The organism is Gordonibacter sp. Marseille-P4307 (assembly GCF_900604965.1).
GTDB lineage: Bacteria > Actinomycetota > Coriobacteriia > Coriobacteriales > Eggerthellaceae > Berryella.
On the sequence record NZ_UWPD01000001.1, the window covers coordinates 1335049 to 1349489 of the forward strand.

Genomic DNA, 14441 nt, shown 5'->3' on the forward strand with positions numbered 1-14441 from the left:
CTTTCTTCCGTTCTGGTTTAAGACGTACAAGTTTGACGAGGCAAGTCTCGTCCTGAGCCCCTCTATCGCGGTCCGAATTGAAGCCACGCAAGTGCTCCGGTTGCCAGGAGGGTCAAGGCGGCCGCCACGGCGTCCCTTCCTCCGAAAGACAGGGGCTGCAGCACCGTCGCTTGGGTCTCGCCGTCTAAGCTGCGGGCAAGCGCGGATGCCGCCAGCTCATCGGATATCCTCACGCTCCTCATAAGGAGCGGAACTATCAGAAGCTCGCATGTGAGAGCTGGGTGTCGGAATGCGAACCCTCCTCCTGCGAGCACGCGCCGCGTCTTTAGGCTTTCCATGAGATGCGAGGCGTCCCTGCGTATAGTTGGGAAGAACCGCAGAATGACCATGCATGGAATGAGAACCGCCTGCGGAGTTCCCATAGACTGCAGCGCAGCGAGAAGATCCTGCATCGAGGCCAGTTTAGAAAGGGAGACGCCCAGGAGAGCCAGAACTACGAACTTCTGGGCCATGTAGCTCAGCATGACCACAGCGGTCATAAGCGTTGTGCTTCCGGCTCCCTCGGCAAGAGCCATCACGGCGGCTATGAGGCCATAGGCGGCAGATAGGGCGATGCACGGCCGCCATGCCCCGGAGACGAGCGCGCATGCCGCACTGATGGCACATGCCGCATGGGCTGCTTCCGGTCGGTTGGAAAGCACTGCAGCAGTGCCCAGAAGGCAGATTGAGAGCAGGGCCGTTCGCGGGTCTATGCGCCTGTATGAGCGTTCCATTGCGCGTCTCCTTTCCAAAGCGACCTCAGGAGTCTCTCCCTCGTCGGGCCACCAAGGGCGAAGTCGTCAACGATGAGCCCACCGCTCAGATGGAGAATGCGATCACAGGCAGAGAGGAGGAACTCAGGATCGTGCGAGACGGCGAATACGACGCTTCCCGATTGTGCGAGCGATCGGATCGCGGAAGAGACTCTCTCCATGTTCTCCCTGTCCAAGCCGCTCGTCGGCTCGTCGAAGAAATAGGTGGCAGTCTCATCGACGAGGGCACATGCTATTGTGAGGCGCTGCTTCTGCCCTCGCGAAAGCGTTGCGGGATGAGCTTCCCTCATATCCCATAGCCCCAGCTTTCTGAGTGCTCGCTCACAGGCATCGGCGTCTCTCCGCCCGCCCAACGAGAGCTCTCCCAGCACGCTATCGGAGAAAAGCTGATAGTCGGGATCCTGCATGACTAGTCGGATGCGCCCCAACCGCTCCTTTGGCGAAAGGGGCCTGCCGTCTACGGACACGGTGCCCCTATCCTCTTTCTCAAGTCCGCAGCACAGGCGCGACAGAGTTGTCTTCCCCGCACCGTTTTCCCCTATGATTCCGATTACCTCGCCGAATCGGGCGGAGAAACTCAGCGGGCCGATGGTGCGGGGTTCGCCCGGTGTCGACCCGGCGCTCCTCGTCGAATGCTGCGAGCCGTATGAGACCGTAAGATTATTTATCTCGAAGACCGCATTCTCACGCTTTGACAAGGTCGGCTCGTGGTTGGGCATGGCGTTTAACGCCGACTTCAGCTGCAAGCTCCTTAGACCCATATGGGCGAGCGTGGCGTCGTCGAGGGACAACGCACTGGCTGCGTCGTATACGTGGGATACAGCACCGTCTTCGATGACGACCATCCGGTCGATGAGGTCAGACAGATAGAAGAGTCGGTGCTCCAGAACGATGACAGTCTTTCCCTCGCGTTTCAGCTCGGATAGTGTCTTCCTGAGGGTCTCCATGGCCCCCATATCGAGGTTTGCGGACGGCTCGTCGAAGACGTACACGGAAGGCCCCATCGCATAGCAGGAGGCTATGGCCACCAGCTGCATCTCTCCGCTCGAGAGCTCGAACACGCTCCTATCCCGCAGGCGCTGGATGCTCATGCGCCGGAATGCGCTTTCGACCCGCTGCGCGACATCGTTGCGTGGCAGTCCCGCGTTCACGCAGCCGAATGCCACCTCGCTCGTCGTGTCGGTCATGAAGAACTGGCTGCGAGGGTCCTGGAAAACCGAGCCGACCATCCTTCCGATGTCTCCGATTCCCATCTCGCGCGTTTCCGTTCCGCCGACTCTCGCCGTTCCTTCCAGCTCGCCCTCGTAGAAATGAGGGATAAGACCATTTATGAGCCGTGCGACCGTGGTTTTCCCGCAGCCGCTTCTTCCTGTCAGGAGCACGAACTCGCCTTCATGGATATTCAAGTCGACGCTGTGGATAGCATTGCTGCTCTTTCCCGAGTACCGGAACGTCGCCTTGCCGAGGGCTACATGCGCAGGGGCGCTCATGCCCGGCCCTCTGCCTTGATTCCCTGCTCCCAGAGAGCCCGATAATAGCCAGACCTCTTCTCGAGGAGCTGTTCGTGGGTACCCCTCTGCACGATTTCCCCCTGTCGCATCACGATTATCTGGTCTGCAGAGCGGATGGTGCTCAGATGGTGCGCCACCACGAGCACTGTTCTGTTCTGCGCGAGCGCAGAAACGGCTTTCTGTATGAGCACCTCGTTAACCGGATCCACGCTGCTCGTCATCTCGTCGAGTACGAGGATGGGGGCGTCCTTTAGGAACGCCCGAGCGACGGACAACCTCTGCTTCTGCCCGCCTGAGAGACCCACGCCGTTCTCCCCGATGGGCGTCTCGTAGCCCTGTGGGAGCGACATCACGAACTCGTGGATGCACGCCTTCTTGGCCGCCTCCACCACTTCCTCGTGCGTCGCATCAGCCCTGCCGATGCGGATATTCCCCTCAATGGTGTCAGCGAAAAGGCGCACGTCCTGCATGACGATGCTGATAGAGGCCAGAAGGTCGTCGTAGGGGATGTCCCTCACGTCCACGCCGCCGACGCTCACGCTTCCTGCATCTACGTCCCAGAATCTCAGCAGGAGGTTGGTCAGTGTGCTCTTGCCCGACCCGGACTCGCCTACGAGTGCTGTCATGGTATGTTCGGGGACCGTGAACGTTGCCTCGGGCAACTCGAAAGAGTCCCTTCCATAGGAGAAGCGCACCTGATCGAACCTGATCGAGTGCGACGAAGGCACACGCGGCTCATCGGGCTCGGGGACAGAGGACGCTCGGATGATCTTCTCTATCCTACGGAAGCTGTCCCTCACCTTGAGGTAGTTCATCCAATGCGACTCCATTGCAAAGAAGGGCTTGTAGAACTCCACGCTCGCGATGATGAAGCCGATGTAGACGAACAGGGACAGGGAACCGTTCTGCACGAGCAGGGCGCCGCCCGCCGCCATGACTACGAAGGCAAGGTCCGCTACAAGGCTGTAGGCGGACAGGACCAGCGCCCTGTTCCGCGACGCCGCCTTGCTGCTCTCGCCGAAGCTCGCCACCGTCGCCTCGAGCCTGCGGTCGAGAGTCTCGCTTTCGGCAAAGGCCTTCAGAAGCGGGATGCCCTTCACGTACTCGACGAACAGGCTCGTCATGTCCGCCGCGTCATCCCCGCATCTTCCTTCGAGGGCCTGGGCCTTCCTCAGCCCTGCTGCAAGGAGTGCAAGCGCAGCGGGCAGGGTCGATACCGTGAGCAGCGCCATGCGCCAATCGACGAGGATCGCAGCCACGAGCAGAATCGCCGCGACGATGAAATCAGCTGCCATCCTCGTCCATAGGTGCCCCACCACCATCTCCATGTTGTCGATGTCCTTGTGAACAATATCGCCGATCTCGCCTAGTCGCTCTCCCGTGTAGAAACCGAGGGAAAGCGACTTCAGCCGCCTGACGACGGCGATCCTGATCTCAAGCACAAGGTCGAAACCCGCGCAATGCTTCTGCTTGTCTGCCACGATGCTGCTTGCTCCTTTGACGAGGAGAAGGCAGATGAGCGCCACCCAGTAGGGAGCGAGGTCGACCGGTCCAGCCAGGATCGAATGGATGGATGCGAGGACGACAAAGGCCATCGCCACGCTGGCTAGTGCATAAATCGTGAAAGCGGCGATGCTTATGGACATCATGCACCGGCCAGTGGGGGTCATCCGTTCTAGGATCTCTCTTACCATGATGCGACCTCCCTGATATCCCAGTTGTCCACCTGCTTTTGCTTGGCGACCATCTCCTGATAGAGAGGACAGGTAGACATGAGCTCTTCGTGGGTTCCAGCCCCAGCGATGCGGCCTTCCCTCATCACGACGATCTGTTCCGCTCCACGAATGGCGTTCAGGTGGTGGGCTATGGTCACGACAGTCTTGTCGCGAGACAGGTCGTCTATCGCCTCCTGTATGAGGGCCTCGTTCTCGGCGTCGACCGCGGCCGTCGCTTCGTCGAGGATGATGATGGGGGCATCTTTCAGCATTACCCGGGCAATCGAGATGCGCTGACGCTCACCGCCCGAGAGCTGAACGCCGCCCTCGCCAGGGACCGTAGCGTAGCCGTGCGGGAGTCTGGAGATGAAGTCGTGGATACGCGCCCTTTTGGCCGCCTCGACCACCTCCTCACGCGTTGCTCCTGGTCGGCCGATGAGGATGTTCTCCTCGATGCTCTGGTTGAAGAGGAACACGTCCTGCTGGACTATGGAGAAGAGGCTCGACACCTGCCTTTCGGAGAGTTGGGAAAGGTCCCGCCCACCTACCGTGACGCGTCCGCTGCCAGGTTGCCAGAATCCCATGATCAGGCTCGCGAGGGTGCTCTTCCCGCATCCCGAGGAACCTACGAGCGCGTTGGTGCTTCCCCTGCGGAACACGAGGTCTATCGAGTCGAGAGCCTGCTTCCTCTCGCTGCCGTCCTCCTCGCTCTGCGGGTAGGAGAACGAGACCCCGTTCAGCTCGATATCTCCCATGCGAGGTTCCTCAGAGTCCTTGATGGGGTCTGCGGCCTCAACGCCCAGCACCGATTCGATGCCCGTCATCGCCTGGTCGAACATGAAACGGTAGTGCTGCAGAGTCGCCGTCTTGGCCGCCGAGGAAGTGAAGGCCGCGGAGAGCACCATGGACAAGATGAGACGTTCGATGGATATGCCGCCTGTGGAGAGGAGCCATGTTCCCACGATCAGCACGAGCACCGTCCCGGACTCCATGAACAGGGCGATGAGCGCCATGGGGACCGAGACGTCGTTCATCGAGCTCGTCGCCCAACTCACGTAATCGCGCGCCGCCCCGACTGTCTCTTCCGTCTTGCGCTCTTCCTTTCCGAATGCCTTGACGACCGCTACGTTGGCAACGTATTCCATAAGGCCGTTCTGCATACGGGAGGCGTACTGGGCCACTATCTCGAAGCCCCTCGCCCAAGCGGGCGCCGCCGCCTTCTTCACGAGCCACATGAGGGGCAGGCCCGCCATCATGCACAGGGCGAGCCGCCAGTCCACTGCGAGCATGAGGACGAACGCGGCAGCGGGAAACAGGGTGGCCGAGGCCGATTCGGGAAGTCCGTGGGCAAGGTAAACCTCAACTTGTTCCACGTCGTTGCGCATGATGTTCGCGAGATCTCCCGGCCTTCTTACCTGAAAGAAACCCAGGGGGAGCCTCTTAAGATGGCGCACGATGCGCAGGCGGATGTCCGTCAGGCACGAGTACGCCGCCTGATGAGACTTCCATGTTGCTGCGTACATGCACACCGCCTTCCCCGCCACACATGCTGTCATTCCCGCTGCGGCATAGGCAATCGCAGCGGGCGAGAGGGCCCCTTCCAAAAACAGGTGGACAAGGAAGATCACGAGAACTGTGGGAACGAGCCCAAGGACCGCCCTGGTCAGAAGCATGGCATTAGAGAGCCGACTTTTCGCCGTCATCTCCCTGACCAACTCCTTTTTGTCTTTCATAGAATTTCTCCTTCAATATTAAATATAGATTCGATATTGAGAGTAGATTAAGACCTATCCAAGATCGACATGGCTAACTATATCATTATAGAATCAGAATTCAATATTGAATGTCAGAGCACCCGAATAGGATGGCAGAAAGTTCTGTCACAGGGAGTTCACCCCTTCGTAATAGCACTGGGCGATGAGCGCGAGCATCTCGCGAGCTTCATTCTCGCTGCTGTAGTGGCGTGCTACTTCCATCAGGCTCTCCACGAAGTTGCTTGCGAGCACATGGGCAAGTAGGTCTGGATAGTGCAGAGTCGAACGCTCGTTCATCATGTATCGGATATGACGCTCGATGCTCTCGACGAAATCGTCCTTCGCATGCTCGTAGGCGGTACCCTGGCTCTTGTCAATCAGGATAACCAGCAACTTGTGGTGAGCCAACATGTCGAGCAGCGGTCCCTCGGCGGCAATCTGGTACCTCTCAGAGGGCGTATCCGCAATGNAATCGTCCTTCGCATGCTCGTAGGCGGTACCCTGGCTCTTGTCAATCAGGATAACCAGCAACTTGTGGTGAGCCAACATGTCGAGCAGCGGTCCCTCGGCGGCAATCTGGTACCTCTCAGAGGGCGTATCCGCAATGATAGATTCTTCTTCACGTGCAATCCGGTCGAAGTCGAAGGGAGCGGACGAAACGACGCCCTCGAATAGCTTCTCCTTGTTTTCGAAATATGAGTACAGCAGGCTCGCCGATACGTCCGCAATCCTCGCGATGTCCTGCATTTTCGCGCTGCGGAAGTCCTTCTCGTAGAACACCTGGACGGCGGCGGCAAGTATGCGCTCGCGCACCTCTTCCTTGAGAACCTGCATGCCCTACCCCTCAATTCCTCTTGCTGTTGAATTATAATTCGGTATTGAATCATTCTAAACGATGCCCAGAGAACGGCGAAGGGCAGAAACCGGGGGCGTTTCCGTTCGATTATCTGGCTTGGCGAAAAGCATTCGTCATACTTTGACTTGCGCCGTAAGCCAGCAAAACAGATTCGAGATGAAGTATTGATGACAAGAGAAAACTACGAAAACTCGGGCAAGCGCGAATCAGTCAACGACCTCTCCTCCATCAAGGAACTAAAACGCAGCGCGTCGGGACTCGAATGGCTCGGAAGGCTGCTCAGGAACGACGAGGCGAGGAAGAGCGCACGGGGAGTCCGAGAAGAGCTCGACGGCCTCGTCTCGCTCGTCGATGGCTTCTACCGTCTGCTGGGCGATAGAAACTGGGCCTTCTCAGATGCGCTGAACCTCGAAAGGATGCGCGCGGTCGTCAGCAAGCCCACGCCCGGGGAAGCCGAGCGAGAGCTCATCGAATACCTCAAGGAGGAAGAGGTTCTGCATCGAATGATCACCAGGCTGAACCGCTTTCCCGACATGCGCCCGCGCATACCGCTCCTGGAGAAGGCCGAACAAGACTACCTCCGGGGGCGTTACTACAGCTCGGTCCTCGTGACGGTCACCGTGATGGACGGATTCGTGAACGACGCCTTCCGGTCCGAAGGGAGGAAGGGCCTCCATGCGAGGGAGTCGGAAGAGCTCCATGCGGGAGACTGCGTCGCGACCGTGTGGGATGGGCTCCCGTCCATCCAGAAGGCCTTCACGAAATCAATCCACGCGAGGATAGATGAACCGGTTTGCGAAGTCTACCGTCACGGAATCATGCACGGGATGGTCACCGACTATGACAACGACGTGGTTGCCTCGAAAGCGTGGTGCATGCTCTTCGCCGTCGGAGACTGGGTCGATGCCGAGGTTAGGAAACGAGAGACTGAAGACGAGGACCCTCGTAATATCGTTCAAGTGCTCAAGGGCCTCTCGGATATGCAGAGGCGCAACGCCGAAAATGACAGGAGACTCGAGAACTGGGAGAAGCACCGTGTGAATCTCGAGCATCCCGCAGGCCCAGACGAAGAGCTCGTCAGAGTCTGCGCGGGATTCCTCGAGGCCTGGAAGGCGAAGAACTACGGGGTGCTGGGGTCGTTCTTCCCCAATTTCGCGAACAAGACGCCAGGCGCGCAGGCCGGTGAAGCGAGAGAGATCTATTCTCCCCATCCGATCGAGGGGTACAAGATAGAGGAAATTATCAGGCCCGCCGCCGCGGTCGCCAGCGCAAAGATAAGGCTCCGCACTTCGGACAGATCGTGGACCGCGGCGATCCGCCTCTCTCGGCTGGAGGGAACCGCTCCGGCTGCTGATTGGGAACCGGGCGCATGGAAGGTGATGGGATACGGGGTCGACCCCTTCGTTGATGCAGAGAAGAATAGACTAGCAGGTGATGTTTCTCCGGCTTGATGGAAGACGCTATGCAGCCTACCCGCGCTGATGCCACAAAGCTGAAGAGACGCCGTGCAACCTGGCTTGAAACCTCGAATCGCGAAACGAGCGCAAATCATGCCATCAAATTGCACTTTCCAACGTCAGTAGTAAATCGACGCGGAACGCACGGTTTTCGACGATTTGGATGTATGAGATTGGGCCAAGCTTGCCGATTTTCACCTTCGCGGACCTGATCGTTTGTTCTCTGGGAAATTACGGAACCCTTGCAGAAGCCAATTCAAAAGAGAAATCGGCCACGTGCAACATGACCACGCTTTCGCAGTCGGTAGCGTGCCGAATGTTGGTGTAGCCACTCGATTTGCGAGGCGCGGGCTTCAGCCCGCCCGAGCGAATCGAGCTATCACCTAGAACCGAGAGCCCGGTTACTGTCGTGCCATGTTATGCCGCCTTCCCGATAGAGTCAACGTTGCCCGACAGGACCAGCGCGATTATCCTGGCCGCATGCTCGGCCGCCGTGCCCTTGTAGGTGGGCTTGGGCGCCGGTTTCCTGCGTTCCGGTTCCTCGCACGCCTCAGATATGGACGTTGCCGTGAACCGCCTGCGCGTCGACCAGTCCTCGTCCTTCTCGGAGAGCACGGCGCCGAGCATCCTGATGAGCGATTTCCTCGACGGGAAGACCTGGACGACGCGGCTGCGGCGCTTGACCTCGCGGTTCACGCGCTCCTGCACGTTGTTGGCGCGAAGGCGGCGGTGGTGCCCGTGGGGGAAGTCGAGGTACGCGAGCGCGTCGGCCTCCGCCTCTTCCAGGAGCTCGGCGGCCTTCGCGTTGAAACCGGCGATCTTCTCGCAGGCCAGGTGGTACAGCTCGCGCACGAGCGCGGGGTCCTTCTCGGCGAAGACGGCGTGCAGTATGGAGCCTATGGCGGCCTTGTGGCGCTGGCTCTTCGCGCATGGCGTCGCGTTTCTCTCCAAGTGAACGATGCAGCGCTGCCAGGCGGCGCCGGGGAAGACCTCCTCTATCGCCTTCCTGAGCCCTTCGTGGGCGTCGCTCGTGACGCACACGACGCCGTCGACGCCGCGGGAGCGAAGCGATTGCAGGAAGCCCCTCCACCCTAGGTACGACTCGGTGTCGATGGCGTCCAGGCCGACGAGGCGGCGGTAGCCGTCGTCGCCGCAGGCGGTCGCGGTGACGAGCGCGGTCGGGCTCGCATGCCCGGCGTCGCGGCACTTGAGGTAGGTCGCGTCGAGCCATAGGTACGGGAACCGCAGCTCCCCGAAAACGCGGGTCTGCAGGTCCTCCACGACGGCGTCGAGCGACTCGCAGATCCTCGAGACCTGGCTGGCGCTCATGCGGCCGATGCCCATCGCGTGCGCCGCCTTCTCGACCTTGCGCGTGCTCACGCCGTTCGTGACCATCTCGGAGACGGCCGCGATCACGGCCCGGTCGACGCGGGAGTAGCGCACGAGCAGGTCCTCGGGGAAGTAGCTGCCCACGCGGAGCTTCGGTATCCGCAGGGTTATCGGCCCGACGCTCGTCACGAGCGTCCGCTCGCGGTAGCCGTTGCGCTGGTTGCCCTCCGCGCACGCTTCGTCGGCCTGCGCGTCCATGATCTCGTTGACGAGCGCCTCGGCCATCAACCTTATTAGCTCCCGCAGGTTGACCATCCCGTCGTCGAATCTCGAAATCCCGGGCGCGACGGCGCCCATCTGCTCTAAACTTTCCATTGCGGTCATCGCCTTTCTTGTGAATCCATCAATCTCGACAATTGACGATTCTAGGCGATGGCCGTTTCCTTCACGAAATCATCCCGCTAGCGAAACGGCCGTTACACCAACTTTTGGGACGCGATCCGTGCTCAGGCGGAGAAGCACTCGCATAACGTTGTCGTTTGCTGCGAGAGAGAGAAGCGACGATGGCGCACAGGTGGGACGCCACGTGTCGACAGGGCGCCCCACGGCGGCAGGGCTCCGCGCGCGGATGGGACGCTTTTGTCATTGACAGAATTTCCCTGGCTGAATGCGGGAGTTTCAAGGCCCGTATAATAAAAAAGTGTGCTGCTGCAAATGCGACGATGGGAGGCGATCATGAACGATGGTCGAGCCGGGCCTGATGTGCGTTTCCAGCGCGGCGTTGACCCTCCCGGTGGACGGCTTGCCGTTCTCGCTGACGACCGCCAGCACGTTCTTGAATGCGTCTATGGCGACGACCACGCAAATCAGGTCCTTCGAGAGCCCGCGCCTGGGCTTTCTCCCGAGATCGTGGAGCAGGTCGGTGTCGTTGAAGTACATCGCGTCGATCCACACTCGCCCGGAGAACACGACCTTCTCCTGCCAGGAGTCTACCGTCGAGAACACCTTGTGGCGCCATAGGAACGCCGTTCCGTGGCTCACCTCCGCGACGAGCTCCATGAGCCTGAGGGAGGCGCTGTGGCACATCACCTCGGCTATTCGCATGATCTTGTGCAACGGCAGCTTCGCGTCGGCGAAAATCGTGCCGGTCAGCGCGCTGAACCTGCATCCGCATTCGCGGCACCGGTACCTCCTGGCCCCGTTGGAGGCCTTCCCGTCGAGCCTCGGCCGGACCGATCCGCAGTCCGGGCAAGCAGGCGCATGCCTCCACTTGTCGAGCAGCCCCTCGATGGTTCTGGCCCCGTACTTCTCGAAGCGCTTCCGCGATTGCGCTACGTCTCATAGCTCAGCGAACTGCCGCTCATCGAGACCGTTGACGAGCGAAGCGAGATCAAGGCGGGCTTCCACCATATCCGCTCCTGACATCCTGCATCGCCCGAACGACCATCTCCCAGGATGTCGCCAAACAAAGAAGGAGATGGCCGATTGGGCGACTTTGTTTGGCTGGAACGATTATATGGCGGCCGTAAGAGTGCCGCTATAGGGAACACCACAACGTAGACCTTCAGAAAACGCGTTTTACGGTCATCCTTGCGATCTGCGCCTGCATGATTGCGGCAATCGGGCTGGCAGCATGCTCGGGAAGCGGACAGGTGCTTCCCAGTCCTCCGAAAAGCAGGAGACCGTCGTAGCCGCGCCCTCGGACGAAGACCTCATCAGGGCGGATATTGAGAGCATCGTCGGAACCAGCGTTTCCAAGGAAGCGCTCGCCGCCAGTTTCAGAACCGATTCCCAGATGGTCGAATTCGAGAAGATAGGCATGGATATCGACGCCTACGCTGAAGCCTTCTCGAAGAAGTGCAAGCTCGAAATCGATTTCATCGAGGTGAAAAGCGATACGGCCGTCGCAAAAGTCACGTTCACCACACCCCGACTCGATGATGAAGCCGAGAAACTGCTCGATGAGACTCTTGATACCGAACTGGAGAATGTAAACATCGAGAACGCTTCCGAAGAGAAGCTGTTCACGCTACTCTTCGGGGTCATGCAGAAAACGATCGAGAGCCCCGACTTCCCCCTGGGAAGCGAGAGTTTCGACATCGAGTACACGAAGACGAACGGGACATGGAGCATGGTCGATCAGAGCTTCGTCGAAAGCAGCTTCGTCGCGGCGGCAGCCAGCGCCGCAAACGTGTAGCCCTCGTCGGCAGCGAGCAGCTTTACATCCCGAAGAAGCGCTTGAGCTTGGCAACGCCCGCCTCGTCCATATCGTAGCGTTCCCGTATCGCACCGTCCTTCAGGTGCACCACCTCATCGCAAACTTCGGCGATGAGCTCGTAGTCGTGCGTGATAACGAAAATGAAGGCGCCTGCATCGCGCAGGCGCCGCAAAATCCGCGCCGTTTGCAGCATATGGGCGTAGTCCAGACCGCTCGTCGGCTCGTCGAACAGCAGGACCCTTTTGCCGCTGAAGCAGGCCGAGGCTATAATGACCCGCTGCTTCTGACCGCCTGAAAGCGTCATGGGGTGGCGCTGCTCCAATCCTGAAAGATCGAGGTCGTCGAGCACATGCTCCAGCTTTCGGGCCCGTGCCGCCTCGTCGGCTTCGCGCGAGCCGAGCGTCACCTCCGTCTCGACGCTATCGGAAAAGATCTGGTGCCCTACCTCCTGCATGACCAGGTAGCTCAGCTTCAGGCGCCTGCGGGCGGACAGGCGCTCGCCGTCAAGCGAACAATCCGCAGACGCCTTCTTAAGCGTCGCGCACAGCGCGGCTGCAAACGTCGATTTCCCGGCCCCGTTAGGCCCTACGACGGCATGGATCCGCCCGGCCTCAAACGTTTCATCCTCCACGCAGAGCACCCGCTGCTTGCCGCGGAACCCCTCAAGGCGCGAGAGCACCAGGCGCTCGCCTGGCACCGCACCCGCACGCATCGCCGCAGTGACATCGCTGTTGGACGCACGAACGGGCACCTCGGCAAGCGAGAGGAATCGCAAGCCCATGCGTTCGCGCTCGGCGGCATCGAACGCTGCGAGCTCGCTTTGCGTGTACTCGGCGCGCACCCGCCCGTCCTCCATGCAAACCGCCCTATCGAACAGGTCGCGCAGGTAGAACAGCCTGTGCTCCGCAATCACGATCGTCGCCCCCTGGCGCTTGAGCAGAGCCAGGATGCGCCTCAACCGCTCGACAGCGGACATGTCGAGGTTCGCGGAGGGCTCGTCGAGCACGTACACGCTCGGCCTCATCGCGTACACGCTGGCAAAGGCGACGATCTGCTTCTCCCCGCCCGAAAGCTCGAAGATGCTCCGATCCATCAGGTCCTCGATTTCCAGGTCCTCGACCGTCCTTTGCACCCGTTCAACGATTCTCTCGCGCGGCATGCCCAGGTTCTCGCACCCGAACGCTATCTCGCTCGTTGTGTTCACGGTGTAGAACTGTGTGCGCGGGTTCTGGAACACCGTGCCGGTCTTCTCGGCTATCGCATACAGGGGAAGCTCGGACACGAGCCGACCGTCGTGGAGCACCGATCCTGTGAGCTCGCCTTCGTAGAAATTAGGGATCATGCCGTTGATCAGCCTGATTACGCTCGACTTACCGCACCCGCTCTTTCCGCAGAGCAGCACGCACTCGCCGTCCGCAACGGACAGCGACACCTCCTTCAAGGCGGGTGCGACCGCCTCCGGGTAGGTATACGTGACGTTCTCGATCTTGATCATAGCACCCCGCATCCTTTGAGGACGGCGACCGCGACGCCGTACGACGCGAGCACGCCGATTGCCAGGTAATCCGCAAGCCCGAACGCCACCTCCACGTACGAGGTATGCTCGCCCGGCGCATCGAGCCCACGGCACAGGGCCGCTGCGGAAAGTTCTTCGGCGACGTTCACCGCCGAGAATATGAGCGGGACCATGATATGCTCGAGCGAGACGCGGATACCGCGCATTTTCATGGCCGCGCGAATAGAATCCCACTCCTCGCGAATCGTCGGGAAGTAGCGAAATGTCACGGATAGCGGAATCACCACCGACTGCGGGAGCCGCAGCTTGCGCATGGCGGCCACGAACTCGCTCACCTCCGTGGTGTCGAGAATCCACTTCCCCAGAATCCAGCAGGGCATGAACTTGCGCAAGGTGAGTGCCAAAAACGACACGAGAGCGAAAGCCATCCCCGAAAGCTGCGGGGCCATCAACCTGTCGACAAGAAGCATGACCAGAAAGACGACCAGGTACCGCACCGCGTTCTTAGCCCGCCTCGACACGAGGCTTACGACCTCGCAGTACAAGAACAGCATGACCTCGAGCACAAGGGAATGGCTCGCAAGGAGCAGGAAGTTCACACCGAGCAGCAGCGCGAACTTCGTTCTCGGGTCGAATCTGGCGATCGGCAGGCTCACGAGACGATGCCGGCTTTCTGGAAGTGCTTCTTGAACATTCTCTCGCTGATAAGCACGCCGACAAATCCGCAGGCCACGGTTGCAACGATCATGACGAGCAGAACCCAGATCGGCGTGATGGAAGCGAGCGCGTCAACGAACTCCTGGCTCATGCCGCGGCTCAGCGTGTCGGCGAAGAAATAGTCCCGCATGACCCAGATCGGCAGAAAGCCGCCGATGAGGTTCAGGTCGAAGAACAAATAGCTTATCGCATTGCGCCCCTTGCTCTTGAACCCGCCGCTCCCGGCGATGACCTCGGCGATGATACCGAACAGGGCCCCGAACGGGACCACGATCCAGATATTGCCCATGAGCAGCAAGAATAGACTCGGCAGCACAGCCGCGATGAAAATCGGCCCGTGCAAGGGAGCCTTCGTCACGAGCATGAGGTACACCGGCGCCCCCACGAGCGCGATGATGCTCGTCATGGCAAGGTAGAGCGGCGGCACGGGCATGCACACGGTCCCGATGACCGCGAACACCACGAAATACAGCGCGATGAACACGCCTGCCGAAACGAGCTGCTTCGATTTCTTAACGTTCGTTTTCCCCATTTGATCGGACATGTTCTTCTCCTT

Annotated in this window: 12 protein-coding genes; 2 read left to right on the forward strand and 10 right to left on the reverse strand. The window is 60.0% G+C overall.

Annotated features, from left to right (window positions below; translation table 11 throughout):
• Positions 1-62 precede the first annotated feature (62 nt).
• From EIH26_RS06090 to EIH26_RS06110, 5 genes are all read right to left on the reverse strand, one after another.
• On the reverse strand, positions 63-773 hold the full coding sequence (locus tag EIH26_RS06090; RefSeq protein ID WP_124061344.1) for an energy-coupling factor transporter transmembrane protein EcfT: 711 nt from the start codon (positions 771-773) through the stop codon (positions 63-65).
• Complete coding sequence (locus EIH26_RS06095) at positions 749-2302, reverse strand: ABC transporter ATP-binding protein (RefSeq protein ID WP_124061345.1); 1554 nt, start codon at positions 2300-2302, stop codon at positions 749-751. Before EIH26_RS06095 ends, EIH26_RS06090 begins: the two co-directional genes overlap by 25 nt.
• Positions 2299-4017: an ABC transporter ATP-binding protein gene (locus EIH26_RS06100; RefSeq protein WP_124061346.1), complete on the reverse strand. Its 1719-nt coding sequence runs from the start codon at positions 4015-4017 to the stop codon at positions 2299-2301. Before EIH26_RS06100 ends, EIH26_RS06095 begins: the two co-directional genes overlap by 4 nt.
• Positions 4011-5771 (reverse strand): ABC transporter ATP-binding protein, encoded by a 1761-nt coding sequence (locus tag EIH26_RS06105; RefSeq protein WP_124061347.1) that lies wholly within the window; start codon positions 5769-5771, stop codon positions 4011-4013. The genes EIH26_RS06100 and EIH26_RS06105 overlap by 7 nt, the downstream gene beginning before the upstream one ends.
• A 147-nt stretch (positions 5772-5918) precedes the next feature.
• Positions 5919-6626, reverse strand: a complete 708-nt coding sequence (locus EIH26_RS06110) for a TetR/AcrR family transcriptional regulator (protein WP_241152785.1) — start codon at positions 6624-6626, stop codon at positions 5919-5921.
• Between the two features lie 189 nt (positions 6627-6815).
• Here EIH26_RS06110 and EIH26_RS06115 point away from each other — a divergent pair, with 189 nt between their 5' ends.
• A complete protein-coding gene (locus tag EIH26_RS06115) occupies positions 6816-8099 on the forward strand; it encodes a hypothetical protein (protein WP_124061348.1) in 1284 nt (427 codons plus the stop codon).
• 423 nt (positions 8100-8522) lie between these two features.
• Here the strand turns inward: EIH26_RS06115 and EIH26_RS06120 are convergent, their stop codons facing one another.
• Positions 8523-9809, reverse strand: coding sequence for an IS256 family transposase (locus EIH26_RS06120; RefSeq protein WP_164470991.1), 1287 nt, complete (start codon positions 9807-9809; stop codon positions 8523-8525).
• 303 nt (positions 9810-10112) lie between these two features.
• Entirely contained in the window at positions 10113-10550 is a 438-nt protein-coding gene (locus EIH26_RS06125; protein WP_124061350.1) for a hypothetical protein, read from the reverse strand.
• 517 nt (positions 10551-11067) lie between these two features.
• Between EIH26_RS06125 and EIH26_RS06130 the strand changes: the two genes are divergently transcribed.
• A complete protein-coding gene (locus EIH26_RS06130) occupies positions 11068-11631 on the forward strand; it encodes a hypothetical protein (protein WP_124061351.1) in 564 nt (187 codons plus the stop codon).
• A 22-nt stretch (positions 11632-11653) separates the two neighbouring features.
• Here EIH26_RS06130 and EIH26_RS06135 read toward each other — a convergent pair whose 3' ends face one another.
• The 3 genes from EIH26_RS06135 to EIH26_RS06145 are packed head-to-tail and all read right to left on the reverse strand — an operon-like array spanning position 11654 to position 14429.
• Positions 11654-13147, reverse strand: a complete 1494-nt coding sequence (locus tag EIH26_RS06135; protein WP_124061352.1) for an ABC transporter ATP-binding protein — start codon at positions 13145-13147, stop codon at positions 11654-11656.
• Complete coding sequence (locus EIH26_RS06140) at positions 13144-13824, reverse strand: energy-coupling factor transporter transmembrane component T (RefSeq protein WP_006361659.1); 681 nt, start codon at positions 13822-13824, stop codon at positions 13144-13146. The genes EIH26_RS06135 and EIH26_RS06140 overlap by 4 nt, the downstream gene beginning before the upstream one ends.
• Complete coding sequence (locus EIH26_RS06145) at positions 13821-14429, reverse strand: MptD family putative ECF transporter S component (RefSeq protein WP_124061353.1); 609 nt, start codon at positions 14427-14429, stop codon at positions 13821-13823. The genes EIH26_RS06140 and EIH26_RS06145 overlap by 4 nt, the downstream gene beginning before the upstream one ends.
• Between the last annotated feature and the right edge of the window lie 12 nt (positions 14430-14441).